The organism is Kribbella sp. NPDC031520 (assembly GCF_055580825.1).
The window spans coordinates 628,476-653,856 of sequence record NZ_JBVIKS010000005.1 but is presented as its reverse complement, the minus strand read 5'-3'; the positions used below and the strand labels follow the sequence as shown (position 1 = coordinate 653,856).

At 69.0% G+C, this 25,381-nt stretch carries 16 protein-coding genes; 4 read left to right on the top strand and 12 right to left on the bottom strand.

The annotated features are described in order from the left end of the window. Positions 1–6: 6 nt before the first annotated feature. The 6 genes from ACZ5BU_RS28390 to ACZ5BU_RS28365 all read right to left on the bottom strand — a co-directional run bounded on the left by ACZ5BU_RS28390 (position 7) and on the right by ACZ5BU_RS28365 (position 6,862). The gene (locus ACZ5BU_RS28390; RefSeq protein WP_465703480.1) at positions 7–531 is read right to left on the bottom strand and encodes a DUF4190 domain-containing protein; all 525 of its coding nucleotides are present in this window, start codon (positions 529–531) and stop codon (positions 7–9) included. Between the two features lie 65 nt (positions 532–596). After that, positions 597–1,601: a DUF4190 domain-containing protein gene (locus ACZ5BU_RS28385; protein ID WP_465703479.1), complete on the bottom strand. Its 1,005-nt coding sequence runs from the start codon at positions 1,599–1,601 to the stop codon at positions 597–599. A 192-nt stretch (positions 1,602–1,793) separates the two neighbouring features. Then, on the bottom strand, positions 1,794–2,462 hold the full coding sequence (locus ACZ5BU_RS28380) for a DUF4190 domain-containing protein (RefSeq protein ID WP_465703478.1): 669 nt from the start codon (positions 2,460–2,462) through the stop codon (positions 1,794–1,796). Positions 2,463–2,570: 108 nt separating this feature from the next. Continuing rightward, positions 2,571–3,779: a DNA polymerase III subunit delta' gene (locus ACZ5BU_RS28375; RefSeq protein WP_465703477.1), complete on the bottom strand. Its 1,209-nt coding sequence runs from the start codon at positions 3,777–3,779 to the stop codon at positions 2,571–2,573. Further along, positions 3,776–5,761 carry a dTMP kinase gene (gene tmk / locus ACZ5BU_RS28370; protein WP_465703476.1) on the bottom strand — a complete coding sequence of 662 codons (1,986 nt, stop codon included), beginning with the start codon at positions 5,759–5,761 and terminating at the stop codon, positions 3,776–3,778. The genes ACZ5BU_RS28375 and tmk overlap by 4 nt, the downstream gene beginning before the upstream one ends. Positions 5,762–5,770: 9 nt before the next feature. Continuing rightward, entirely contained in the window at positions 5,771–6,862 is a 1,092-nt protein-coding gene (locus ACZ5BU_RS28365) for a pyridoxal phosphate-dependent aminotransferase (RefSeq protein WP_465703475.1), read from the bottom strand. A gap of 79 nt (positions 6,863–6,941) precedes the next feature. Between ACZ5BU_RS28365 and ACZ5BU_RS28360 the strand changes: the two genes are divergently transcribed. Then, positions 6,942–8,339, top strand: a complete 1,398-nt coding sequence (locus ACZ5BU_RS28360) for an aminotransferase-like domain-containing protein (protein ID WP_465703474.1) — start codon at positions 6,942–6,944, stop codon at positions 8,337–8,339. A 30-nt stretch (positions 8,340–8,369) separates the two neighbouring features. Beyond that, a complete protein-coding gene (locus ACZ5BU_RS28355; protein ID WP_465703473.1) occupies positions 8,370–8,546 on the top strand; it encodes a hypothetical protein in 177 nt (58 codons plus the stop codon). Positions 8,547–8,834: 288 nt separating this feature from the next. Here the strand turns inward: ACZ5BU_RS28355 and ACZ5BU_RS28350 are convergent, their stop codons facing one another. The 5 genes from ACZ5BU_RS28350 to ACZ5BU_RS28330 all read right to left on the bottom strand — a co-directional run bounded on the left by ACZ5BU_RS28350 (position 8,835) and on the right by ACZ5BU_RS28330 (position 18,443). Continuing rightward, the gene (locus ACZ5BU_RS28350) at positions 8,835–11,618 is read right to left on the bottom strand and encodes a glycoside hydrolase family 2 TIM barrel-domain containing protein (RefSeq protein WP_465703472.1); all 2,784 of its coding nucleotides are present in this window, start codon (positions 11,616–11,618) and stop codon (positions 8,835–8,837) included. Positions 11,619–11,715: 97 nt separating this feature from the next. After that, entirely contained in the window at positions 11,716–13,512 is a 1,797-nt protein-coding gene (locus ACZ5BU_RS28345) for a sialidase family protein (protein ID WP_465703471.1), read from the bottom strand. A gap of 126 nt (positions 13,513–13,638) precedes the next feature. Next, a complete protein-coding gene (locus tag ACZ5BU_RS28340; RefSeq protein WP_465703470.1) occupies positions 13,639–14,076 on the bottom strand; it encodes a Fur family transcriptional regulator in 438 nt (145 codons plus the stop codon). Positions 14,077–14,119: 43 nt separating this feature from the next. Beyond that, entirely contained in the window at positions 14,120–16,822 is a 2,703-nt protein-coding gene (gene topA / locus ACZ5BU_RS28335; protein WP_465703469.1) for a type I DNA topoisomerase, read from the bottom strand. 289 nt (positions 16,823–17,111) lie between these two features. Further along, positions 17,112–18,443 (bottom strand): alpha/beta hydrolase family protein, encoded by a 1,332-nt coding sequence (locus ACZ5BU_RS28330; protein ID WP_465703468.1) that lies wholly within the window; start codon positions 18,441–18,443, stop codon positions 17,112–17,114. A 157-nt stretch (positions 18,444–18,600) separates the two neighbouring features. On the opposite strand from ACZ5BU_RS28330, the gene ACZ5BU_RS28325 reads away from it, so the two are divergent. Together ACZ5BU_RS28325 and ACZ5BU_RS28320 are read left to right on the top strand one after the other, a co-directional pair. Continuing rightward, complete coding sequence (locus tag ACZ5BU_RS28325; protein WP_465703467.1) at positions 18,601–22,236, top strand: NPCBM/NEW2 domain-containing protein; 3,636 nt, start codon at positions 18,601–18,603, stop codon at positions 22,234–22,236. A gap of 136 nt (positions 22,237–22,372) precedes the next feature. Further along, entirely contained in the window at positions 22,373–23,815 is a 1,443-nt protein-coding gene (locus ACZ5BU_RS28320) for a DUF7059 domain-containing protein (RefSeq protein WP_465703466.1), read from the top strand. On the opposite strand, the gene ACZ5BU_RS28315 is transcribed toward ACZ5BU_RS28320, so the two are convergent. Then, positions 23,809–25,374 (bottom strand): GGDEF domain-containing protein, encoded by a 1,566-nt coding sequence (locus ACZ5BU_RS28315; RefSeq protein WP_465703465.1) that lies wholly within the window; start codon positions 25,372–25,374, stop codon positions 23,809–23,811. The two genes, ACZ5BU_RS28320 and ACZ5BU_RS28315, sit on opposite strands and share 7 nt — an antisense overlap. Positions 25,375–25,381 lie beyond the last annotated feature (7 nt).

The following is a 25,381-nucleotide window of genomic DNA, read 5'->3' as shown; positions in this document are numbered from 1 at the left end:
TTGCGGTCAGCTGCTGCTGGCGAAGCCCAGGACGATCAGGAAGACGAAGACGAGGATGGTGCCGAGCGTCAGGACGGAGCCGACGATGACGCCGGCCAGCGCCATGCCCTTGCCGTCCTGGTTGGTCTTCTTGATCTGGGAGAGGGCGATGAGGCCCAGGACGATGCCGACCGGGGCGGAGAGGCCGATCAGGAGGCCGCCGAGGGAACAGACCAGGGAGGCGGTGGCCAGGCCGTTCGTACCGGGCGAGCCGCTGTAGCCGTAGCCGCCGTACACGCTCGGCGTGTAGGGGGCTTGGCCGTATTGCTGTTGTCCGTAGCCGGGCTGCTGGCCGTACTGCGGCTGGGCCGGCTGGCCGTAGCCAGGCTGCTGGCCGTACTGCGGCTGCGTTTGGCCGTACTGCGGCTGGGCGTAGGTGCCCTGTCCGTAGGTTGGCTGCTCCTGGCTCGGGGCGGTCCACGGTTGCTGGGGCTGGACTGGGAGGTTGTCCTGGGGTCGGTTCGGGTCCGCGCCGTGCGGTGGCTGAGTCACGCTGCTCCCATGTGCTGTGTTTCGCGCATCGTACCGGTTCGAGAGGGTTGCCCTCGGCAAGTGCGTCAGCGGTGGCTGTTCTTGACGGTGCCGGTGAGTTTCTCGTCGCCGGGCCCGTACGCGACGCAGAAGACGCGCCGGTCGCCGGAGTTCCAGGTGTACTTGTCCGGCGTCAGCCAGGTCAGGTAGAGCTCGGATTCGTCCCGGGACTTGCCGACGTACGTACCGAACGGCGGCGTACAGGCCTGGTCGGCGACCTTGTCGATGGCCTTGTCGCCCGGGTAGGTGCCGGCGGGCAGGGCGACGATCGCGACCAGTTCGGCGTCGTGCGCCTGCGGGCAGGGCTGACGCTGCACCTCGTCGTCCTCGCTGCTGCCGATGTCGTCGAAGCACTCGCCGACCACCAGCTCGTCGATGTAGGCGCTGTCCGTCCCGGGGTCCGGTGCGCCGGAGTCGTCGGTGCTGGACGACCCGAAGGCGATCACCAGCCCGATCACCACGACGTACCCGATCGTCACCAGCGAGCCGATCACCACACCTGCGATCGCCATACCCTTGCCGGACTGCGGGCGGCGGCTGAGCTGGACCAACGCCACGATGCCCAGTACGACGGCAACCGGCGCGGACACGCCGATGAAGATCCCGCCGAGAGCACACACGAGAGCCGCGACCGCCAGCACGTTCTGATCACCGGAACCACCCGAGTACCCGTACCCGTACGCTGCCGGCGGTTGCCCGTAGGCCGGCGGATACTGCCCCGGCCCGTACCCGTTCCCGTACGGCGTCTGCCCGTACGGCGTCTGCCCGTAGGGCGGCGGCGGTCCGTCAGCCCCCGGCCCGTGCGGGCCGTACTGCGGCTGCCCGGCCGTCGCCTGCCCGTACGAGGTCTGGCCGTACGTCGACTGCCCCGGCGCCGCCCAGGACGTACCGGACTCCTGCCCAGCCGACCCAGGCTCCCCGGACCGCCCGTACGTCGGAAACGGGCGAGTCGCATCGTGCGAGGTGTCCTGCGGCCGGTCCGCGTCCCGCGATGGGTCCGGCGGCGGTGGTTCAAAAGGCGGCTGAGTCACGATTTCCCCCACAATCCCCAGAGAGCGCCAGGTCCTGTCTGATGTTCCAGCGCCGTAGCGAGGAGGTGCTCGGTGCGGTGCATCGGCGTGCGGGGGCGAAGGACTCGATGCGGAGCATCGTGGCCTTTGCACCCGTGCGGCGAGGTGCCGTGCCGAGTGCCCCGCAGTAGGCGCTGGAACATCAGACAGGACCTAACGTTGCGCTCCGCGCATCGTACCGGTCAAGTGGGTTCCCGGCATCCCCAACAGGCACAGGACGTTGCCGTTAGCAACCTCGCGGTTCTCCAGCACCACGTAGTACATGTCGAGCTCGGAGTGCTCGTAGGGCTTCCCCACGAAGTCGACGAACGCGCCCGCGCACTGGTCGGTCGCCGCCGCGCCGGTCTGCGCCGCGGTCAGCCCGACCAGCGCCGCCTGGACCTTCGCGTACGCCTCACCGGTGTGCGGCTGCGCGCAGTCCGCGATCCGTACGACGCGCAACGCGTCCGACTCCAGGTCCGCGTCGAAACACCGGCCGACCTCGACCCGGGAGATCGACACGGTGCGGCCGATCCCGCGACGGTGTTCGGCGATCAGGTTGAGTGTGACCGCGGTACCGATCGCCAGCACCCAGCACAGCGACACCAGCAACGCGGCGTGCGCGAGCCGCTTCCCGTGCCCGCCGAGGCGCTTGATCCGGCGCAGCGCGATCCCCGCCAGCAGGACCGCGAACGGCACCAGCCCGGGCAGGCTGACCGCGAACGCCGCGATCGCGTACCCGTCCTGCCGTTGCCGCAGCGGGTCCGGGACGCCCTCCAGCCAGGACTCAGCCGGCGGCAACGACTGCCGCGCAGGCTGGATCGGGGAGGGCGGCTGGTTCATCTGGGTCCGTTCGGGAAGCGCCGGGCACATCGCCCGGTCCACCCAGTCATCGGACCCGCTGGTCTCGGTGTTACACCGACCGCCCAGTTATCGGACGTGAATCACGCCTCAGCGCAGCACCCGGCGCGGAATGTTGAATCCGTCACCACGCCCCTCGAACAGCGACACCGTCATCGCCTCGAGCGCGACCAACGGCGCCACGTTCGCCTCGATCGCCTCGCGGCACATCGCGATCGCGTCGATCCGCCGTACCGTCTGCTCAGGCGTCGTCCGCGCGCCCAGCTGCTCGATGTTGCGCTGCAGCTCCGCGTTGATCAGGTCGGTGCCGGACCGGGTCTGCACCACGAGCACGTCGCGGTACAGCGCCATCAGGTCGACCAGCGAACGGTCCAGGACGTCGCGCTCCCAGCGTTTCGCGCGGGCCTTCTGCTGGTCCTCGAGCTCCTTCAGCGCCGCGTTCGCCTCGCGCGGCTTGGCGCCCTTCGTCCCCACGCCGAGCGCCTGTTCGAGCGCGGCGCGTTCCTTCTCGTCGACCTTCTCCGCGCTGGCCTTCGCCTCCTCCTTGGCGGCGTCGACCAGCTGCTGCGCCGCCTTCAGGCAGGCGCCGAGGTCACGCAGCGCGAACGGCACCTCCAGCACCCGGTTCCGCCGGTCGCGTACTTCGGGGTCCCGGGCCAGCGCCCGCGCCCGGCCGATGTGCCCCTGCGCCGCCCGCGCCGCGAACCACGCCAGGTCCGCGTCCACACCCAGCTTGGCGCTCAGCATCTCCGCGACCGACGCCACCGGCGGCGTCCGCAGCACCAGCAGGCGGCAACGTGAACGAATCGTCGGTACGACGTCCTCGACGGTCGGTGCGCACAGCACCCAGACGGTCCGCGGCGAAGGCTCCTCGATGCTCTTCAGCAACGCGTCCGCGGCCTGCTCGGTCAGCCGGTCCGCGTCCTCGATCACCATCACCTGCCAGCGGCCCTGCGTCGGGCTCATCGCGGCCCGCCGGACCAGCTCGCGGACCTCGCTGACCCGGATCGACAGCAGCTCGGTCCGGATCAGCGACACGTCCGGATGGGCGCCGGTCATCGTTGTACGGCACTGGTTGCACTCGCCGCAGCCGTCGTCCGCGCACTGCAACGCCGCCGCGAACGCACGCCCCGCGTTCGACCGGCCGGATCCCGGCGGCCCGGTGATCAGCCACGCGTGCGTCATCCCGGCGACGGCCGCGCCGCGTTCACCACGCAGTACGGCAGACGCTCCGCCGACCGCCTTCCGCAGTACGGCAACAGCGGGCTCCTGCCCGACCAGGTCGTCCCAGACACTCATAGGTCCACCTTCGGGAGCATTGGTTGCAGCCGCGCGCGGATCTGGCGGGCGATGTCCTCGCGGTCCTGGGACGCGTCCACGACCAGGTAGTGCTGTGGTTCGGCGGCGGCCAGTTCGAGGAACGCGTGCCGGACCCGCTCGTGGAACGCGTCGCCCTGGGCCTCGATCCGGTCCCGTTCGGTGAACCGGCCGAGCCCGCTCTTCGGCGGCAGGTCGAGCAGGATCGTCAGGTTCGGCCGCAGATCGTTGGTGGCCCAACGGTTCACCCGCTCGACATCGGACACGTCGAGGTCGCGGCCGGATCCCTGGTAGGCCAGCGCGGAGTCGACGTACCGGTCGGTGATCACCACCGCGCCCGCCTTCAGCGCCGGCTTGATCACCGAGTCGACGTGCTCGGCCTTGTCCGCGGCGTACAGCAGGGCCTCGGCGCGGTGCGAGATGTCGCCGGTCGCCGGGTCGAGGACGATCTGGCGCAGCGTCTTGCCGAGCTCGGTAGCGCCGGGCTCGCGGGTCAGCAGCACCTGCTGGCCCTGCTCCTCCAGCCACTTCACCAGCAGCGCGGACTGCGTCGACTTGCCGGCGCCCTCGCCGCCCTCGAGCGCGATGAACAGGCCGGTGACCGGATAGTCACCGCGGGTCTTGCCAAAGCTGCGCCGGACGTCCCGCCAGAACGGCACGCCCGGGCGGTCGTCCATCTGCCGCCAGGCGAGCAGGCCGATCACGCCCGCCACCACCGCGGCGATCACCATCGTCATCGAGGCGCCGTTGTACGTCGCCGAGTGGCCGGCGATCGTCCAGGTGTGCCGGCCGATCGCACCGGCGGCGAACGGCGCGATCGCCAGCGTGATCGCGAGCACGGTACGCACCGCGGACTGCACGAACGCGAACGTCCGCCCGCGGACCGCGTCCGGTACCTCGAGCCCGAGCAGCGTGTACCCCGACACCCACGAGCCGCCCGCGCAGAACCCGAGCAGGATCGCGATCATCGTGGCGATCTCGATCTGCTGGATCAGCGCCAGCCCGGCCAGGCAGATCCCGGAACCGACCAGCCCGGCCGCGAACAGCCGGCGCCGGGACAGCCCGGAGAAGATCCGCGGCCCGAACCCCATACCGAGCGCGAGACCGCCGAACACCGCGCCGAAGAGCAGGCCGTACCCGGGGTCGCCGGCGCCGAGGTCCTCGACGTACGTCCGGCCGAGGCCGACCACGACCGCGCCCGCCGCGAACGCCCCGGAGATCCCGACCACCAGGCCGCGGACCACCGGCGTACCGGTCACGTACGACCAGCCCTCGACCATCGTCCGCCACAGCGTCGGGTGATCCTCGTGGTCGTGCACCGCGCGGCCGATCTCGGCGACCGACACGATCGCGAACGCGGAGATCGCGAACGTCGCGGCGTTCACGTACACGGCCAGCTGGATGGAGAAGTCGCCGGCCCAGCGGGTCACCAGCGTGATCGCGGTGAACAGCGCCGCGGCCGGGAGGGCCGAGCCGTACGTCGTGATCAGGCTGAGCTGGTTCGCCGCCTCGAGCCGGTGCCGGGGCACCAGGTTCGGCACGCTGGCGTCCTTGGCCGGGCCCCAGATCAGGCTGACGATCTCTATCAGCACGGTCGCGACCAGCAGCCAGGTCAGCGTGTTGACGATCGGGATCGTGACGAAGAACGCGGCCCGGACCAGGTCGCCGAGGATCATCGTCCAGCGCCGGTCCAGCCGGTCCGCGATCCAGCCCGCCACCGGCCCCATCACCAGCGCCGGCAGCACCCGCAGGAACAGCACGCCGCCGATCGCGAAGTTCGCCAGCTGGTAGTTGTCGCCGGCGAACGACTTCGCCATCGCGGTCAGCGCCAGCAGCCCGATCCAGTCGCCCAGACTCGACAGCCCGAACGCGATCCACAACCGCCGGAACGCCCGGATCCGCAACACCGCCCGCACGTCGTGCGCCGGTGCAGGATCGGTCAACGGGTCATAGGCCTCCGGCACACCGCAAGCCTAGTGGGACGCATGGACAGCCTCGCGCAGCGCATCCAGCGCCACCTTCAGGTCGGCGGCCGGCAGGTAACCGAACCCGAGACGGAACACCCGGGCATCGTCCCCGAACCAGTCCCCGTCCGCGAGCCGTACGCCGATCTCCGCCGCCGCCCGCTTGAACCGCCCGAGATCGACTCCCGCCCGCAAGCGCACGACACACAACGCGCCGGCATCCGGCCGGACCCACTCCACAAGCTGACTGTTGGCGTTGACCCAGTCCTGGGTAATCAGAAGGTTCTCCTCGAGCCAAGTCCTTCGGCCGGCGAGGATGGGTTGCTCCTGCGCGAAGATCTCGACCGCCAGCGCCTCGCAGACGGGCGAGGCGGACACCACCGTGCCGAACTTCGCCGGCACCAGTCGCTCGATCAGCTCGTCGTCCGTGCTGACCACCCACCCGATCCGCAGCCCCGCCGCACCGTGGCACTTCGACAACGAGGCCACGACCACCACCCGCGGTCCGAGACCCACCGCCGTCTCCGCGACCGGCTCCTCGCCGTACGACGCAACGCGATACGTCTCGTCGACCATCAAGTACGCGTCCGGGCAGATCTGCTGCATCGCCGCGACAATCTCGCGCAGCACGGGAAGCGGTACGGCGACCCCGGACGGGTTCTGCGGCGTCGCCAGGCTGACCAGCCTCGTACCCGGCGTCAGCTGCGCGCGCACTGCCTCGGCGGTCAGCTGGTACCCGTCGTCGAACCCCAACGGCACAACGCGAACCGACGCACCCACCGTCTCGAACGCACTCCGAGTCATCGGGAACTCCGGCGCTGTCGTCACCACCTCGCCCGCGAGCAGATAGGCGAGCAGGAAGATCCCGTGCATCCCGCCGACCGTGACGACGACCTGGTCGGCCCGTACGCCGTGCCGCTCGGCGATCGCGCTCCGCAGCCGCGCGTCCCCGGCCGCCGTACCGTAGCCGAGCTCCAGCTCCGCCAGCTCCGGCGTCAGCAGGTCCGCGAGACGGAGGTCCGGCCCGTAGCTCTCGCCCAGCTCGTACCGGGGTTGTTCGGCGGTCAGGGACATGATCGGGTGACGCGGAAAGTTCGGCATACCGTTAATGGTTCTGCGGCAGCCCTCGCGGAGGCAGAGCCAATCCGGCAGAATTGGTTCGCGAATGAGACCAATCGAGGTGGTTGACCGATTGGGCCGCTGGTCGTCCGGCCGCGGCCCGCTTTATGTGCTGCTCGCGTCCCGCCTGCGCCGGCTGATCGACGACGGCGAGCTCCCGCCCGGCGCGCTCCTACCGCCGGACCGCGCGCTCGCCGGTGCGCTGGCGGTCGGCCGTACGACGGTGGTCGCGGCGTACGACCTGCTCCAGGCCGAAGGGCGGATCGCCCGGCGCCAGGGCAGCGGTACACGCGTGGCCGGGGTACCCACCGATGCGCAGGTCGAAGAGGCTCCGGTGGACCCGATCTTCCTGGACTCACTGGAGGCCCGGGACGACGACGTACTGCTGGCGATCTGTGCAGCGCCGGGTGATCCGCCGCCGCAACTGGCGGAGGCGTTCGCGAGGATCGCGCCCGAGCTCGGGAAGATCGCTGACGACATCGGCTACTACCCGTACGGCCTGCCGGCGCTGCGGCGGGCCCTGGCGGATCGCTACACCGCCCGTGGCGTGCCTACACGCATGGAGCAGGTGCTGGTGACGAACGGCGGTCAACAGGCGCTCTCACTGCTGGCGCACGCCCTGGTGTCTCCTGGCGATCAGGTGATCGTGGAGGCGCCTACGTACCCGGGAGCGCTCGAGGCGTTCCGGGAGGAGGGCGCAGTACTGCGCGGGCTGCCCGTAGGACTTGAGGGCTTCGAGACGGCCGTACGGGAACGTCGTCCGGCGCTGGCGTACGTGATCCCGACGTACCACAACCCCACGGGTGCGGTGCTGTCCCCGTTGGCGCGTCAGCGCCTGGCCGGCGCGGGTGTGCCGTTGATCGAGGACGAGGTCCCTGCTGATCTTGCCTTCCCGGGCGAGCCTGTGGTCACGCCGATAGCGGCGTACGGCGACACGGTGATCTCCATCGGCTCACTCAGCAAGAGCATCTGGGGCGGTCTGAGGATCGGCTGGGTCCGCGCTGCGCCGCCCCTGATCAACCGTTTGGCCAGGCTGCGTGCAGTACACGACCTAGGCGGCAACATCCCCACCCAGCTTGCTGCGGTGCACCTACTACCGCTCCTGGACGACCCAGAGCTGCACGAAACACTCAAAGCCCGCCACGACCATCTACACACCCTGCTGACCCAGCACCTCCCCACGTGGAAGGTCCCACTGGTAACCGGCGGCCAATGCCTCTGGGCCTGCCTCCCCCACGGCGACGGCACATCCTTCGCCCAAACAGCCCTGAGAAACGGCCTGGCCATCCTCCCCGGCGCCGGCCTCGACATCACCGGCAACAGCCGGCCCTACATCCGCCTACACTTCCGAGCCCACCCCACAGACCTGACCGAAGCCGTCCACCGCCTGACCAAGGCCTGGCACGCCTACCACCCACCCCCCACCCCAACCCACCCCCGCCCAACCATCGCCATCTGAGTCGGTCGCTTGGTGTTCTACGGTGACCCCATGGACACCACCCCGGTCGACGGAGACAGGAGCACGCGCGTTCGTGCCGACCTCATCCGTCGCGGGCGCTTGATCCCGGCGAGCGACCCGACACCACTTGTCCTCCCCGCCGACCAGGCCGAGATGGCGACGGACTCGACGAGCACGATCTCCGACCTCCGCGAAGAGCGTCTCTGACACGTCTGCACGTGGTGGAGGGGAGCGGACCTGCAGCACTCACCAATCAGGCTGGACGTTGGTGTTGATGGATGCGCCGAGCGTGCGGGTCTGCCGGTCGACTGGGTTGGTGAGTGGCTCACGTCCGCCTGAACTGTCACCCCGCCGCATCGGCCCGGGTGGAGGGGTGGGCGGCGCGGCGGGGTGAGGTTGTGGCGGATCGCCAGACCATCACAAATGGTGTTCGCGGTGGTCGTCCTGCGGGGCGCGGGTGCCGTGGGAGCGATTGTGGTGGCCTGGCGGTCCGGGTTATCGGGTGGTGAAGCGGAGGGTGAGGGTGGCGGGGGTCGTCTTCAGCTTGTCGCGGTCGGGGAGGGCGGGGCCGCAGGCTGCGGTGCCTACGCCGGTTTGGGCGAGGTCGAGGGTGACGTAGGTGGTGTCCCCTGGGACCAGGTCCGCGGTGTGCTGGGCGGTTTCCAGGTCGTGGGTGGTCCAGTCGCGGACCGTGAGGCCGAAGAGCTGGTCGAGGGCCTCGATGCGCAGGCCGTCGATCGCGGCCCAGCGGGTGTCGATGCGCTGGCCGTTCTCCTGCGGGCGGACGTACGGCGTCTGCAGTTCGGCGACCGTGGCGGAGTACTTCCCGACCGCGGCGGCTTCGCGCGTGTCGACGTACGCCTCGTTCGGGCCGGTGCCGAACCACTCGACCCGTTCCGCCTTCGGCAGTTCGAGCGTGATGCCGAGCCGCGGCAGCACCTCCGGGAACTGGCCTTCCGGTACGACGTTCAGCTGCAGCACGACCACCCCGTCGACAGCAGTCCAGCGCCACGTACTACGCAGACCCCACTGCAACTGCGGCGGCGCCGTTCGCGTGACGACCTCCCACGCGCCGTCGCGCTCACCCTGAGACACGATCCGGTGCTGCACCCGGTGCAGCCCTTCCTCACGCCACTCGGCCGCGACACCCGGAATCGCGTCGTTGTCGATCGGCGCCCGCCAGACGTCCAGCCGCACGTTCCGCACGCCACCGACGGTGATCCCGTCGAGACCAGCGGTACCTTCAGCCGGCGTACCAGCGACCACCGGCGCGGCCGCAGCCGGCTCGTCCAGGCGGATCTGACCCCAGGCGATCCGGTGTCCGGCGTCGGCCCACGGCGTCGACTCGGCGAGCTCGGCGGTGACCGTCAGCCAGGTCTCCGGCCGGCCGTCGGCGCGCTGCTTCTCGATCCCCGGCGGCAGCTCGACCGACACGGTCTCGCCCGGTGCGATCACCGGCACCGGCAGGTTGCCGTCGCCGATGACCTCACCCTCGGCCTCGGTCCGCAGCGTGAACCTCAGATGGCCGGTGTCCAGCACCTCGTACCGGTTGGTGATCGACACGCGGTTGCCGTCAGCAACGATCCGGAGCGGCTCGATCACCTTCGTGTACTCGTGCATGCCGGGCGACGGCGTCCGGTCCGGGAACAGCAGCCCGTCGCAGACGAAGTTCCCGTCGTGGATCGTCTCGCCGAAGTCACCGCCGTACGCGTACACCTCGCGCCCGTCGATCGTCGTCCGCAGACCGTGGTCGATGAACTCCCAGATGAACCCGCCCTGGCAGCGCGGGTACTTGTCGAACACCTCGCGGTAGTCGAGCAGACCGCCCGGCCCGTTCCCCATCGCGTGCCCGTACTCGCACAGGATGAACGGCAGGTTCCGGTACAACGACGTGTCGGCGCCGATCTCCGCGCACCCCTCCGGCGACGTGTACATCCGCGAGTAGATGTCGACGAACTCGGCCTCGGTGTCGCGCTCGTAGTGCACCGGCCGCGACGGATCGAGCACCTTCGCCGCGTCGTACATGTCCTTCAGGTTCGAACCCATCCCGCACTCGTTGCCGAGCGACCAGATCACGATCGACGGGTGGTTCTTGTCCCGGTGCACCGTCCGCTGCATGCGCAGCACCAGGTCGTCGCGGAACCGCGGGTCCATCACCGGGTTCGGCAGGTTCGGCGGCTGCGGCTCGTACCCGAACCCGTGCGTCTCGAGGTCGCACTCGTCGATCACGTACAGCCCGTACTCGTCGCAGAGCGAGAGGAAGTGCGGGTGCGGCGGGTAGTGGCTGGTGCGGACCGCGTTGATACCGGCCCGCTTCATGATCAGTACGTCGTCGAGCATGTCCTGCTCGGTCAGCGTCCGGCCGCGGTCCGGGTGGAACTCGTGCCGGTTCACGCCGTTGAACAGCACCCGGTTGCCGTTGACGGTGAAGATCCCGTCGACGATCGCGACGGTCCGGAACCCGATCCGCAACCGTACGTCGCCGCCCGCGGTCCGCAGTACGGCGTCGTACAACCGAGGCACCTCGGCGCTCCAGGGCTGTACGCCCTCGACCCGTACATGCTCACCGGTCGGCACCTCGAGGCCCAACTCGGCCACGGAAACAGTGCCCGGTACGTCGGACTCGACGAGCAGCGTGCCCGCGCCGTCGATGTGGTCCCACGCGGCCTTCACGAACACGTCCGTCGGCGCGTCGGGGCGCAGCGCGAGCAGGTTGACCTCACGGAAGATCCCGGACAGCCACCACATGTCCTGGTCCTCGACGTAGCTGCCGGTCGACCACTGGTGCACCCGGACGGCGATCTGCGCATCCTTGCCGGGGGCAACCAGCTCGGTGACGTCGAACTCCGACGCCAGCCGGGACCCCGACGACCACCCGACGTACGACCCGTTCACGTACACCGCGAACCGCGAGTCGGCCCCCTCGAACCGGAGCACGACCTTCGCGCCCGCGAAACCGGCCGGCACCGTCACGGTGCGGACGTAGTCACCGGTCGGGTTGTCGGTCGGTACGTACGGCGGCTCGAGCGGGAACGGGTAGACGACGTTCGTGTACGCCGGCTTGCCGTACCCGCTCAACTGCCAGTGGCCCGGGACCGCGATGGTGTCCCAGCTGCTGGTGTCCGGGTCCTTGAGGTCGTCCGGCGCGTCCGCCACGGTCGGGGACAGCCGGAAGCTCCAGTCCCCGCTGAGCGGCAGCCGCCCGGAGTCGTCGTCCAGCCACGAACGCGGAGGGAGCACGTTCTCCCCGGAAGCAAAGTCCTCGACGTAATCAGTCACGAAAGTCGACCCTAAGGCCTAATTGTTCACAACTCCACACCGATCAACAGATATGGACAGCCCTGACCTGATCAGGTCAGGGCTGTCCGCGAGCCTCCTATCCGGTGGTGGCGCTGTAGATGTCGTTGTTACCGAAGGTCTCCGGGCAGACCCCGAGCGGCCACGGCGCACCGGGCAGTACGAGGTGACCCGCCGCCGCCGACTGCTGCCGCCAGGTGTCGAAGGCCGGGCACTCCGTCGTACCACGGGTGTCCGTCCAGACCCCGGCCCCGTAGTCGACGGTCGCAATCGCGTACACGTAGTCGCCGAGGAACTCGTTGTAGAGGATCCGGCCCTGGCTCGTACCGCGGGCGTCACCGGTCGGCCCGGAGTACTCCGTCGTCCAGAGGCCGGGCGCACCACCCGCCCCGATCGCGGCACTCTGCAGCACCCCGTGTTCCGGCCGCGGGTTGGCAGTGGTCGTCTGGAACGGCTGCGTGAACGACTGCGACGTCACATACACCCGCTTGCCATCCGGGCTGATCGCCGGGGCGGCGTACGACGCGATGTCGGTGGGTGAGCTCAGGGGTGGCGGGATCGGGGACGGTGTGCTGAACGAGGCCGCACCGTTCGTCGAGTAGGCGAGGAACGCCAGCTCGTGGTTCGAGCCGTCGCGCCCGTCGACCCACGCGTCGACGATCTCGTTCGTCGCGCCCACGCCAGTGGGCGAGCCGTTGGCGATGTCCACGCTCGGCATCGCGGCCAGGTCGGTCCGGGCGCCGGCGATGCCGTCGATGATGCACCGCCCGGTGATCGGGTCGTGGTGGAAGCACGGATCGGTGATCGCCACGACGTCCTCCGGAGCCCGCCAGGTCTGGCCGCCGTCCAGCGACTTGATCACGCTGTGGAATCCCGCCAGGCCGGTCCCACCGAAGTGCGTGAAGAACACGTAGACGACACCGTGGCTGTCGGTCCGCACCGTGCAGCCGTCGTACGACCCCTGCCGGCCGTTGGCGATGGCCGGCGCAACCTGGTGCTGCTTCCAGGTGACACCGCCGTCACGAGACGTCGACACCATCGGCTTCAGCGGGAACGCGTCGCCGTTGCTGAGGCTGTGGAAGTCGGAGTAGCAGACGTACACGTTGCCGAAGAACGGGCTGGACTCGGCGTTGTCCGCCCAGACCTGCTCCTTGTCGAGTCCGGAACTGAAGGCCGCGTGCGGTGCCGCGAAGTACGGCTTCGACCAGTTGGACTGATCGGCGATCCTGGCCCGGGTCACGTTGTCGATGTGCGACACGTTCACGCCGAAGGTGCCGTTCTGGCTCGAGCCGGTGTTCCGCATCACGGTGTCGGTGAGGTTGGTGGACAGGCTGGAGAAGTACAGCCGGTCACCGTTGGCCCAGGAGAACCCGTTCGGGCCGGGCGCCGGTCCGAACGTCACGCCGGTGTCGCTGCGGGAACGCAGGCCGTTCTCGAAGTAGTTCGGCACCGTGTGGATCGGCCCGGGGTGCGGAGTACAGGGTTCGACGGTCGGGCTGCAGTCGGCCGCGGTCAACCCGGAGTACGTCGGTTGGATCCAGTTGTGGCCGCGGTCGAACGAGAAGTACACACCGCTGAGCCCGACGCCCAGGTTGAACGTGCCGAGTGGGTACGAACAGGCACCGTGCTTGACGGCCGCGTCCTGCGAGCACGGCTGCATGTCCACCAGGTCGTTCGCGCCCGCCGCGAGGACGTCCGGACGGATCGCACTGACCGCCATCGACGGCTCGTTCTGCGCGTTCTGCGGGTGGGTTGTGGCTAGGCTGCCGGAGCTCACCAACGCGTCGGCAGCCGGTGCGGAATGGGCGGCCGGAACCGCGATCGCGCTGAACGCGAGGGCAGCGGCCAGGACCAGACATCGTCGCAGAGAATGCATGACGGACTCCTCTCCGCGCGGCCCAGGTCAGGGGCAAGCGGAGTGTTCGCCACAGGGAATGGCCTGGGCCGTGACACAGTCCGCCGTCAGCCTAAGCCCGCCAGGACAGCCCGCCCAGGGCTCGGCTCAGTTGCTCTGCGCGCAGTTCCGGCAAACCCCGACGAGAGCTACCTGCTCCGGTGCCAGGTGGAAACCGAGCTCGCGGGCGACCTTCTTGCGGGCGGACTCCAGGATGTCGCCTGGAGCGTCGTACACGGTCCCGCACTCCGAGCAGCGCAGGTGCAGGTGCCGCGGCGCGAGATCGCCGGCCAGGTGGTACGTCGTACCCGCCCGGCCCAGGTGCACGTGCGTGACCAGCCCGAACTCGCCGAGGGCGTCCAGAGCGCGGTACACAGTCGCGCGGTGGATGCCCGGCCGCAGCTGCTCGGCGCGTTCGCCGATCTGTTCCGCGCTCAGGTGCTCCTCGGTGCCGGCCAGCACCTCGACCACCGCGAGCCGCGCCGGCGTCACCCGCTCACCGCGCTCCCGCAACCGTTGCGCGCTGACCTCGACCGCACTCGTCATCCGCGCTCCTCGCAAATCCGCCGGTACTGACTCCAATGTACGTTCAGGACTTCTTCGCCGGAGCCTTCTTCGCGGTCGTCTTCTTGGCAGCGGTCTTCTTGGTCGCGGCCTTCTTCGTCGCTGTCTTCTTGGTGGCCGTTGCCTTCTTCGCGGCGGTCGTCTTCTTGGCCGCGGTCTTCTTCGCGGTCTTCTTCACCGGCCCGCGGGCGCGCTTCTCCGCCAGCAGTTCGGCGGCGCGGAGCAGCGAGATGGTCTCGACCGAGTCGTCCTTGCGGAGCGTCGCGTTCGTCTCCCCGTCGGTCACGTACGGACCGAAGCGACCCTCCTTCACCACCACCGGCTTCTTGGACTCCGGGTCCTCGCCCAGCTCCTTCAGCGGCGGCGCGGCGGCCCGCCGACCACGCTGCTTGGGCTCCGCATAAATGCGAAGCGCCTCCTCCAGCGTAATGTCGAACATCTGCTCCTCGGTCGACAGCGACCGCGAGTCCGTACCCTTCTTCAGGTACGGCCCGTAGCGACCGTTCTGCGCGGTGATCTCGTCCCCGGACTCCGGGTCCTTGCCGACCACCCGCGGCAGCGACAGCAGCTTCATCGCGTCGTCGAGGCCGATCGAGTCCAGCGTCATCGACTTCAGCAGCGACCCGGTCCGCGGCTTCGCGCTCTTCGGCGCGTCCTCCGGCAGTACCTCGGTCACGTACGGACCGAAGCGGCCGGCCTTCGCGACGACCTTCAGGCCGGTGTCCGGCGCCGTACCGAGCTCGTGCTCGACGCCCGACGGCTGCTCCAGCAGCTCCTTCGCCTTGTCGACGGTCAGCTCGTCCGGCGGCAGGTCCTCCGGTACGTTCGCGCGCCGCTCGTCCTTGTCCTCGACATACGGCCCGTACCGGCCGACGCGGAGCACGATCCCGGAGTCGTCACCGCCGACCGGGAACGTCGACATCTGCCGGGCGTCGATGTCGCCGAGGTCGGTGACCATCGACTTCAGGCCCTCGAGCTGGTCGTCGCCGAAGTAGAACCGGGACAGTACGCCCTCGCGCTGCAGGTCACCGGAGGCGACCTCGTCGAGCACGTCCTCCATCGTCGCGGTGAACGCGTAGTCCACCAGCCGGGTGAAGTGTTCCTCGAGCAGCCGCACCACCGCGAACGCCAGCCAGGCCGGAACCAGCGCCTGACCCTTCTTGTAGATATACCCGCGGGCCACGTTGGTGCCGAGGATCGTCGCGTACGTCGACGGCCGCCCGATCTCCCGCTCTTCCATCTCGCGGATCAGCGTGGCCTCGGTGTACCGCGCCGGCGGCTTGGTCTCGTGCCCGGACGCGATCACCTCGGACGCCGGCAGTACGTCGCCCTCGACCACGTCCGGCAGCCGGGTCTCCTGGTCGTCCGTCCCGGCGGACGGGTCGTCCGCGCCCTCGACGTACGCCTTGAGGAATCCGTGGAACGTGATCACCCGGCCGGACGAGGTGAACTCGCACTGCTCGCCGGTCGCCGCGGTCGCGTCGATCTTGATCGAGACGCTGTTCCCGACCGCGTCCTTCATCTGGGACGCGATCGTGCGCATCCAGATCAGCTCGTACAGCCGGAACTCGGCGCCGCTCAGACCGGTCTGCGCCGGAGTCTGGAACGTCTCACCGGCCGGCCGGATCGCCTCGTGCGCCTCCTGGGCGTTCTTCACCTTGGAGGTGTAGACGCGCGGCTTGTCCGGCAGGTACGACGCGCCGTACAGCTCCCGGACCTGCGCCCGGGCGGCGGTGATCGCGGTGTCCGACAGCGTGACACTGTCGGTACGCATATAGGTGATGTTGCCGTTCTCGTACAGCCGCTGGGCGACCTGCATGGTCTGCGACGCGGACATGCCGAGCTTGCGGCCGGCCTCCTGCTGCAGCGTGGTGGTCCGGAACGGCGCGTACGGCTTGCGGGTGTACGGCTTGGACTCGATCGACCGGACCGTGAACTGCGACTCCCGCAGCGCGGCGGCCAGCGCGGTCGCGGTCTGCTCGTTCAGGTGGACCGTGTTCGCGCCCTTGAGCTCACCGGTCGAACTGAAGTCACGGCCCTGCGCCACCCGCTTGCTGTCCACCGAGACCAGGCGGGAGGGGAAGTACTGCGGGTTGCGGCTCTCGCCGGCGTCCAGCGTGGCGTCCAGGTCCCAGTACGACGCGCTGCGGAACGCGATCCGCTCGCGCTCCCGGTCGACCACCATCCGGATCGCGACCGACTGCACCCGGCCCGCCGACAGCCGCGGCATGACCTTCTTCCACAGCACCGGCGAGACCTCGTACCCGTACAACCGGTCGAGGATCCGGCGCGCCTCCTGGGCGTCGACCAGGTCCTCGTCGATGTCCCGGGCGTTGCCGACCGCGTCCTGGATCGCCTTCGGCGTGATCTCGTGGAAGACCATCCGCTTGACCGGGACCGTCGGCTTCAGCTCCTCGAGCAGGTGCCAGGCGATCGCCTCGCCCTCGCGGTCCTCGTCTGTGGCCAGGAAGAGCTCGTCGGCGCCCTTGAGCAGGTCCTTGAGCTTGCGGATCTGTGCCTTCTTGTCGGCCGGTACGACGTACAGCGGGTCGAAGTGGTCGTCGACGTTGACGCCCAGTCGGGCCCACGGCAGGCCCTTGTACTTCGCCGGGATCTCGTCCGCCCCGCTCGGCAGGTCGCGGATGTGGCCGAAGCTGGACTCCACCACGTACCCGGACCCCAAGAAGCCGGCGATCATCCGCGCCTTCTTCGGCGACTCGACAATCACCAGACGGGTCCCTGCGGCTGTCTTCGTCCCTGCTGCCCCTGCCACTGCGCTCCCTACTCTCGTCCTGCCGACAACGCCTCTCGTCAGACGTCTGTTCCCCCGAGCACAAACCGACCCTGCCCGGAGACAGGGTACGGCCGACGGCAATGCCTTTTCTCAACGCACGGTAACCGCTGACGGCCCCGCTATTCCTCCGAGGGTGCCAGAAAGTGGTGAACGCCCCACCGTCACGGCGCGTCGCGACCCCACCACAGTGTGCCCCGGGCGACTTCGACGAGCGTACGCCGTCTCAGCGGACGAACCGTACCTCAGGAAATTTCTGGGAGTCGCCGCGGAGCAGCAGCGCCGGGCGGCGACGGAGCGTGAGGTCGAAGTACGCGGCCAGGTACTCGCGCTGGGCGAGCACGCTGCGGGCCGGCTTCGCGCCGCCGACGAGCGCCTTGATCACCGACGAGACGATCGGGTCCTCGCCGTAGATGTCGTGGAACAGCTGGGAGAAGATGAACTGGTAGTCGGTGAACGCCTTCTGCTTGGTCCGGGCCAGCGCCAGGTTGAGCCGGCCGCCGCGCTGCGCCTTCCAGAACGCGGCCCAGGACTTGTCGTAGTACTCCTTGCCGGGCGCGGTCCGCTGGGTCTCGCTGGACGCGAACAGCAGGAACGGGCGGTCGAGCCCGTGGACGGCGACGTCGCCGAGCGGGCCCTTCAGGCGGTCGTCCTGAAGCGTGCCGTCGAGGTCCGCGCCGGCCAGGATCCGCTCGTCCGCGAGCATCGTGTCGCCGGTCGTGTAGCCGCCCAGCCCGAAGCCGAACATCCCGATCCTGCGCAGGTCCAGCCCCTCGGCCAGCCCGTCCGGAAGATCCTTGCCTTCGGCATCGACGGTGTCGCCGTCGGCGATCCGTTCGAGCTGGTCGAGGACGAACCGCGCGTCCTTGCTGCGGGTGTCGACGGCGGCGCGGATGTCGGACGGCTTCGGCGGTTCCTGCTGGGGAGCTCCGGGGAGGAAACGGCCGCCCGGGTACTCGATCGGGGTCTCGTGCGGGTGGTCCATCGTGACGACGACGTACCCGCGGCTGGCCAGGTCTTCCACCTGCGCGGTGTTCACGAATCGGCTGTACTGATAGCCGGGCGAGAACAGTACGACCGGATGCCTCAGGCGCTGGACCGGTACATCGATCCGCGCGTGCGTCACGGTGTTCCCGAAGTCGAACGACCCGGTCGGCAGCGCCAGCCCGTAGTCGCCCGTCCACGCGTCGTCGACCTCGACGGCGGTCCGCGCCGGCATGTACTTCGCGAACGGCGCCGACGTGTCTGTGCCTGCCGGATACCAGAAACTGACCATCAGCTCCCGCTGCCCACTGGGCATACTCGGATCCGGCCGCCCCTTGTCCACCAGATGGACGACGGTCGTCCCAATCGCCTTCCGCCCACTCGGCGCAGGCAACCTGAACCGCACGGGATGAAAGTCCGGATCGCCCTGCGCACGAGGGGTGGTCGGGTCGAACGGTGACGCGTCCGCCAGACCTGGGGTGGCCGCCACGATGCCCGCCGCCAGGCTGCCCATCAGAAGGTGACGCCTGGTGAGTCCGTGACTGTTGGGGCTGGTGGGACGCGAGTTCGCCATGCGACTCATCGTCATCGCGCTGTTTCACCCTGTGATGGCGACACCGTCTCAACTTGATGAAGCTGACCTGATGACAATTCACGGTCGGTGAGCTTCAATGTGCGCACCATTGTTCATTGATGCGTGAAGTGAGGCAGTGATGAGCATCTTTGTCCGCATGAAACGTTCAGTAGTCGCCCTGGCATTACTCGCCGGTGCACTCGTGTACACCGCCGGTCCCGCCCGGGCCGCCGGCACCACTCTCGGTGACGTCACCTCGTTCTCCGCCGAGCAGGCGACCTACACCCTTACCGCCGGCCCCGCGAAGGTCCGCGTCGTCTTCCTCAAGGACGACGTGTTCCGCCTCTGGATGGCACCCGACGGCAACTTCACCGACCCCGCCAACACCGGCGACGGGTCGAACATCGTCACCAAGACCGACTACGGCACCCCACGGACGACCTGGCGCGATCAGGGCACGTACTACTCCCTCAGCACCGGCAAGATCGAAGTACGAGCCCAGAAGCAGCCGCTGAAGTTCTCCGTCTACCGCTCCAACGGCCAGCTCGTCTGGTCCGAGGCCGCACCGCTTTCGTGGACCGACACCTCGACCACGCAGACCCTCGACCGCGGCGCCAACGAGCAGTTCTTCGGCGGCGGGATGCAGAACGGACGCTTCTCGCACCGCGACCAGACGATCAAAATCTCCAGGGACTTCAACTGGGAGGACGGCGGCAACCCGAACGCCTCGCCGTACTACATGAGCACCGCCGGGTACGGCGTACTCCGCGACACGTTCAGCCCAGGCAGCTACACCTTCACCAACCCTGTCGTCACGACGCACGACGAGAAGCGTTTCGACGCGTACTACTTCGTCGGCGACCTGAAGACCTCGCTCGACCGCTACACCGAGCTCACCGGCCGGCCGTTCATGCCGCCGATCTACGGGCTCGAGTACGGCGACTCGGACTGCTACAACCGCGGCCACTACGGGACGGACCCGGACCCCAGCAACGACTGGAAGGTCAACCCGGACAAGGTGACCACGCTCGACGCGGTCAAGGTCGCGCAACGCTTCAAGGACGAGGACATGCCTGGCGGCTGGATGCTCGTCAACGACGACTACGGCTGCGGGTACTCCGCCAACACCGATTCCGAGCTGGTCGACGGCACCTGGTGGGGCAAGCGCGACATTCCCGCTCTCAAGCAGACCGGCGACGAACTGCGCGCCCGCAACATCCAGATGGGTCTGTGGACCCAGTCTTCGCTGGATCGCCAGCCGGCCGAGATCGGTGATGCCGGAGTGCGGGTCCGGAAGCTCGACGTCGCGTGGGTCGGCCCGGGATACCGGTACGCGCTGAGCGCCTGCGACACCGCCCACAACGGCATCGAGCAGTACAGCAACGCCCGCGGCTTCGCGTGGATGGTGGAGGGCTGGGCCGGTGCACAACGGTGCGCGGTGCAGTGGACCGGCGACCACAGCGGTTCGCTCGACGCGATCAAGTGGCAGATCCCCGCGATCACCGGCTCCGGCAACTCCGGGATCGCCTACAGCGCGGGCGATGTCGACGGTATCTTCGGCGGCAGCGCGACGTCGTACGTACGGGATCTGCAGTGGAAGGTGTTCAACCCGGCGTTCATGAGCATGTCAGGCTGGTCGACCCCGGCGTACAAGCAGCCCTGGGCGTACGGCGATCCGTACACGTCGATCAACCGCAAGTACCTGAAGCTCCGCGAGCGGCTCCTGCCGTACTTCTACACGTACGCCGCCGAGGCGCACCGGACCGGCGCACCGCTGAACCGGTCGCTCGTGCTCGAGTACCCGGACGACCCTCGCACGTGGGACGACACGACGAAGTACGAGTTCCTGGCCGGCAAGGAGTTCCTGGTCGCGCCGATGTACGGCGCCGACGAGGTGAAGAACGGCATCTACCTGCCTGCCGGCCGGTGGATCGACTACTGGACGGGCCGCGTGTACCAAGGCCCGACGACCGTCAACGGGTACCACGCACCGCTCGACACGCTGCCGCTCTTCGTGAAGGCGGGTGCGGTCGTACCGATGTGGAAGTCCGGTATCAACAACGCCGCCGAACAGAAGCCCGGCGATGCCGTCAGCGTGGACATCTACCCGTCGGGCAAGTCGTCGTTCGCCATGTACGAGGACGACCGGGTGACGCGCTCGCCCCAGTCCGCGACGCAGACCTTCACCGTCGTCGCCCCGGTAGCAGGCCGCGGCGACGTCACGGTCGACATCGGGCCCAGCATCGGCACGTACGACGGCAAGCCGGCCGCGCGTCCGTACGACCTGACCCTCCACACCGGCGCCGCCCCGCACAACGTCTTCGTGGACGGGAAGGCGGTCGAATGGTCGTACTCGAACGGAATCACCAGGATCCAGACCGGATCGATTCCGACCTCGAAGTCCGCAGTCGTACTGCTGAACGGCACCTCCGCGGTGGGCGGCCCAGACGTGACGAACACCTTCGGCACTCCTGAGCTCACGACACCGTCGCTCTGGAACGCCCCCGGTCGGCCCACCGAGGTCACCGCCTCCTTCCGCAACGGCACCGGTACGACGGTCCGCAACGTCCGGCTCGACGTACAGGTCCCGGCCGGCTGGTCCGTCAGCGGCCAGAACACGTTCGCCGAAGTTGCCCCTGGCCAAAGCGTCACGACGAAACTGCAGGTCACGCCCGGCGCGGACGTGAAACCGGCGAGCTTCACGTTGACGCTGAGGTCGTCGTACGTTGCCCAAGGCATGAGTTATGCGAACACCGCCAGCGGCACGGCGCAGTTGCCGTACGCAACATTGTCGCAGGCGGCGAACGTGGTCGGGATCAGCAACGCGTCGACGTACAAACAAGGCAACTTCGACGGATCCGGCGACAGCTTCAACGGCGAGGCACTGGCCGCGGCCGGGTACACGCCAGGTGCAACGGTTTCCGTCCAGGGCGCGAACTTCACCTGGCCGACCGGCGCGCCCGGCACACCGAACGTCGTCAAGAACCAGTCAGCACCGATCCTCGTCTCCGGAACCGGATCGCATCTCGCGCTCCTGGGCTCCGGAGCAAGCCTGAACGCCCGCGGAACGGTGACGATCATCTACACCGACGGCACGACCTCCGAAGGCACGTTCCAGCTACCGAACTGGTGCTGCCAGGACCCAACCACCGGCGGCGCCAAACTCGCGGTGTCGGTCAAGGGCCGCTACACGGCAGCCGGCCTGAGCAACACGACGACCGACTACCGGGTCTTCTACACCGCCGTACCGCTCGATCCCGGGAAAACCGTCAAGGCGATCAAACTCCCCGGCGGCGGACTCGGCTTCTTCGCCGCCACGATCGCCGACAAACCGTTGCCCCCGGCACCGACCGGCGACAACTGGGTCAGCGACCTGGAGTTCCTCGACTCCACCAACGGCTGGGGCCCGGTCGAACGCGACCACAGCAACGGCGAGGACGCCGCAGGCGACGGCGGCCCGATCACGCTCGACGGCATCCAGTACGCCAAGGGCCTGGGAACCCACGCCCCCTCGTCGATCTCTGTCCGCCTGGCAGGCAACTGCAAAACCTTCACCAGCAAACTAGGCGTGGACGACGAAGTAGAAGACCGCGGCAAAGTCACCTTCAAGGTCCTGACCGACGGCACCGCGCGCTACACGTCCGACCAACTAACCGGCACCTCCCCCACCGCCACCACCACGGTCGACGTTACCAACGCCCAAACCCTCACCCTCCAGGTAACCGACGGCGGCGACGGCATAACCAGCGACCACGCCGACTGGGCCGAAGCCAAACTCACCTGCAACCCGTAAGGAAGATCGTCCGACTTGGGGAGGATTTCGTGCCGATCCGGGCGGGAAATCCTCCCCAACCCCCCACCCCGGCCCGGGCCGGGGTGGCACACCCTCCAGCTCGGTGGGCGAGGTGGTGGGGTGGGAGGATGCTCGCATGCAAGAACTGACGGGGAGCGCGGTCGAGAGTTTGCGTACGGCCTTCGCCGGCGCCGGGTACACCGTCGACGGGGTCGCCGAGCGGCTCGGCGGTCAGGCGAATGGAGCCCTGGCGCGGAACGAGACCGCGCCGGCCGCCCTGCGTACGGCGTCGGGGGATGCGCTCGACACGATGATTCGGCTGTTCCTGTTGCAGCGAAATGTTCCGGAAAGTGCGGTACGTAAGGCGTTTCCGGCCGTCGATCTGGTTGCCCTTGGCATCGTTGGGCGTAGCGGTGGTGAGGTGAAGGCGCTTCTCGACATCCGGCCGTTTGCGGATGAGGAGCGGGAGTGGTGGGTGGTTGCGGATCTGACGCCGGGGTTGGACGGGCGGCGGGAGGTTATGCGGTCCGATTACGTGTTGGGGATCGCGCCGGCGAGTCTCAGTCTGGTTCAGCTGACGGTGCCGATCAAAGCCGAGCGGGCGCTCGACATCGGGACCGGGTGTGGGGTGCAGTCGTTGCATCTCGCGGGTCAGGTCGGCCGGATCACGGCCACTGACGTGAACCCGCGGGCGCTGGAGCTCGCCAGAGCCACGGCGGCGCTCAACCATGTCGACCTCGACCTTCGCGACGGCAGCCTGTACGAGCCTGTGAAGAACGAGCGGTTCGACCTGATCGTCAGCAATCCGCCGTACGTGATCGCCCCGCCCGGAGGTGACCTCACGTACCGCGAGACCGGGTTCATCGGTGACGCCGTCGTCGAGCAGCTCGTAAGGCAAGCGCCGGACCACCTGACCGAGGGCGGTTGGTGTCAGCTGCTGGCCAACTGGACCTGCGTACGCGGCGAAGACTGGCAGGACCGTATCGCCGGGTGGACGGCAGACCGCGCGGCCTGGGCCGTGCAGCGCGAGCAGCTCGACACCACGGAGTACGTCGAGCTCTGGCTGCGCGACGCCGGGCTGCACGGCACGCCGCAGTACACCACCAGGTACGACGAATGGATGCGTTACCTCGACCAGCAGAACGTGGAGGCGATCGGCATGGGCTGGATCACCCTGCACAACGTCGACGGATCGCTCGACGCCGAGTCCTGGCCGTACGAGATCGAGCGCCCGATCGGCCCGCACGTCCTGCACCGGTTCGAACGCCGGGAAGGGTTGCCAACAGATCTGACCGCCCTGCACCTGCGCGTCGCCGACGACGTCATCCAGGAGACCACCGGCCGACCGGGCGCCGACGATCCCGCGACGATCGTGCTCAGAAGACAACGCGGGATGCGCCGGGCCGAGCAGGTCGACACGATCATGGCCGGCTTCGTCGGCGCCTGCGACGGCGAACTCACCACCGGCCAGATCCTCGCGGCCCTTGCCGACCTCACCGACCGCCCGGTGGTCGACGTACTCTCCGACTACCTCCCACAGGTCAGAAACCTTGTCGTAGAAGGATTCCTGGACTACTGAGCGCCCCGGCGCCGGCGCTTCTCGGCGTACATCCGGCGGTCCGCCTCGGTGAGCAGATCCGCCACCGGCGTACCGTCCGTACTGCTGGCCTGGCCAACGCTCAACCGCAGCATCGCGAACCACGGCTCCTCGGCCCGCGCCGCCTCCCGGTCCGCCGCGAGCTTGATCCGCTCGACCAGCTCCGGCGCACCGCGCTCGTCCGGGTTGTCCAGTACGACGACGAACTCGTCCCCGCCCGCGCGCGCCACGACGTCCTCCGCGCGGCACTGCTCCGTCAACAGCGCCCCGACGCGGCGCAGCACCTCGTCGCCGCTGGCGTGCCCGAAACTGTCGTTGATCACCTTGAGGTTGTCGACATCGATCGCCACCACCGCGACCGAGCGGCCGGAGTCGCGCGCGACCGACATCCGCTCGTCGAGCGCGCGCCGATTCCCCACGCCGGTCAGCGGATCCTCGCGGGCGGCCCGCCATTCGGCATCGTGCCGGATCGAGAGCTCGTGGTTCGCGAGCGCGCTGCGTACGGCATACAGACCACGCAACCGCTCCGCCCACCACCCGCGGCTGATCGCGCGCGCGTACTGCAACCCGGTCGCCGCACCGGCGTCACCCGACGCGGCGATGACCTGTACGACGGTGTGCCGGACGAGCGCCTCGACCGGCGGATCCGACGTCACCGGCAGGTCGCCGGCCGCCCGGTCCGCGGCTGCCAGCGCGTCACCGGTCCGGCCGAGCGTGAGGTAGGCCTTCGCCAGGTACGTACCTGCGATCGCCGCCAGCTCGAGGTCGCCGAGCTTGGCCAGCTGGTCGCGGCAGTCCTTCAGGATCACCGCCGCCTCGGCCGCATCCGCATCGGCGTTGCTCGCCGCCAGCCACATCCGCCCGGCCATCGGCCAGTACCCGAGCAGGTCGGCGCTGACGATCACCTCGACCGCCTCGCCGGCCCAGCGGTGCGCGGCACGCCGGCGTTCCTGGATCTCCTCGTCGTACGACGTGTCGCCGAGCCGCTCGAGCTCGTGGGCCCAGCGCAGGTTCGACTCGGCCAGGTTCAGCCGGGTGATGGCGGGCGACTCCGGCAGGCCGAGCGGGTCGTGGTCGCCCTCGGCGGCGAGCTCGAAGTGCGGGATGCACAGCTCGTACAGCCGGAGCAGGTCGTACGCGTACCCGAGGCCGGTGTGTCCCCAGCCGGCCAGGCCGAGGTCGCGCGTCCGGGACAGCGCGTTCTCGGCGGCGACCAGGTCCGTGACCGAGTCACCGCCCTCGCCGGTGCGGATCAGCGTGACGATCCGGACCGCGATCGCGTTCGCCTCCCAGCCCGGCTCGTCGATCGCGCGGGCGACCCGGATACAGCCGTCGACCGCGTCCAGCGCCTCGACGGCGTCGGTCGCGTGATGCGCCGCGACGGCCCGGACGTACTCCGCGGCCGCCCGTTCGTGGGTCGGCCGCGGGTCGAGCTCGGCGAGCAGCGCGTTGATCTCCGCCATCGCGTCGACCGCGTAGCCCGACTGGGCCCGCGTCATCGCCGCCGCAATTCGTGCCGTCACCCCCGACGTTTCGCGCACCGCACCT